Origin of the sequence: Cupriavidus sp. 2TAF22 (assembly GCF_052115045.1) — a bacterium.
GTDB lineage: Bacteria > Pseudomonadota > Gammaproteobacteria > Burkholderiales > Burkholderiaceae > Cupriavidus.
In genome coordinates this window covers 1-1890 of record NZ_JBFRFX010000112.1, presented here as the reverse complement: position 1 = coordinate 1890, position 1890 = coordinate 1, and the positions used below count along the sequence as shown (strand labels likewise).

The 1890-nt window shown below is 55.7% G+C and carries 1 rRNA gene; it reads left to right on the top strand.

The annotated features are described in order from the left end of the window. Positions 1-226 precede the first annotated feature (226 nt). Positions 227-1750, top strand: a 16S ribosomal RNA gene (locus tag AB4Z48_RS40405). The last annotated feature ends 140 nt before the right edge of the window (positions 1751-1890 follow it).

Sequence of the window (1890 nt, the reverse complement as noted above, 5' to 3'; positions counted from 1 at the left end):
GCTCCGGAGCGATCCACGGCTGAGGTTGTGGTGGTGCCGGGTGTGTCTGTTGTTTGAGAACTCAATAGTGTGCCAAGTTTGTTGATACCAATTTATTGTATTGAATTGGTTGAATTGACCAGGTTGCGCCACCCCGTGGTGTGGTCTGGTTTTTACAGCTGGTTTCAAATTTTGTGCATTGTGTGCATCCCGTTTTCCCGGGGGCGCATGGTGTGTCTGTTTTACTTCAACGGAGAGTTTGATCCTGGCTCAGGATGAACGCTGGCGGCGTGCTTAACACATGCAAGTCGAACGATGATCCCAGCTTGCTGGGGGATTAGTGGCGAACGGGTGAGTAACACGTGAGTAACCTGCCCTTAACTCTGGGATAAGCCTGGGAAACTGGGTCTAATACCGGATATGACTCCTCATCGCATGGTGGGGGGTGGAAAGCTTTATTGTGGTTTTGGATGGACTCGCGGCCTATCAGCTTGTTGGTGAGGTAATGGCTCACCAAGGCGACGACGGGTAGCCGGCCTGAGAGGGTGACCGGCCACACTGGGACTGAGACACGGCCCAGACTCCTACGGGAGGCAGCAGTGGGGAATATTGCACAATGGGCGAAAGCCTGATGCAGCGACGCCGCGTGAGGGATGACGGCCTTCGGGTTGTAAACCTCTTTCAGTAGGGAAGAAGCGAAAGTGACGGTACCTGCAGAAGAAGCGCCGGCTAACTACGTGCCAGCAGCCGCGGTAATACGTAGGGCGCAAGCGTTATCCGGAATTATTGGGCGTAAAGAGCTCGTAGGCGGTTTGTCGCGTCTGCCGTGAAAGTCCGGGGCTCAACTCCGGATCTGCGGTGGGTACGGGCAGACTAGAGTGATGTAGGGGAGACTGGAATTCCTGGTGTAGCGGTGAAATGCGYAGAKATCWGGAGGAACACCGRTGGCGAAGGCAGGTCTCTGGGCATTAACTGACGCTGAGGAGCGAAAGCATGGGGAGCGAACAGGATTAGATACCCTGGTAGTCCATGCCGTAAACGTTGGGCACTAGGTGTGGGGGACATTCCACGTTTTCCGCGCCGTAGCTAACGCATTAAGTGCCCCGCCTGGGGAGTACGGCCGCAAGGCTAAAACTCAAAGGAATTGACGGGGGCCCGCACAAGCGGCGGAGCATGCGGATTAATTCGATGCAACGCGAAGAACCTTACCAAGGCTTGACATGAACCGGAAACACCTGGAAACAGGTGCCCCGCTTGCGGTCGGTTTACAGGTGGTGCATGGTTGTCGTCAGCTCGTGTCGTGAGATGTTGGGTTAAGTCCCGCAACGAGCGCAACCCTCGTTCTATGTTGCCAGCGCGTTATGGCGGGGACTCATAGGAGACTGCCGGGGTCAACTCGGAGGAAGGTGGGGACGACGTCAAATCATCATGCCCCTTATGTCTTGGGCTTCACGCATGCTACAATGGCCGGTACAAAGGGTTGCGATACTGTGAGGTGGAGCTAATCCCAAAAAGCCGGTCTCAGTTCGGATTGGGGTCTGCAACTCGACCCCATGAAGTCGGAGTCGCTAGTAATCGCAGATCAGCAACGCTGCGGTGAATACGTTCCCGGGCCTTGTACACACCGCCCGTCAAGTCACGAAAGTTGGTAACACCCGAAGCCGGTGGCCTAACCCCTTGTGGGAGGGAGCTGTCGAAGGTGGGACTGGCGATTGGGACTAAGTCGTAACAAGGTAGCCGTACCGGAAGGTGCGGCTGGATCACCTCCTTTCTAAGGAGCACCTACAATCACCTTGCCTCATGTATGTGAGTGTGGAGGGGTTGTCAGGAGTACGCCCGTTGCGCAGACGCAAGTTCTGCGGCGGGTGCTCACGGGTGGAATGTGCTCACGGGTGGAATATCAACAAATAG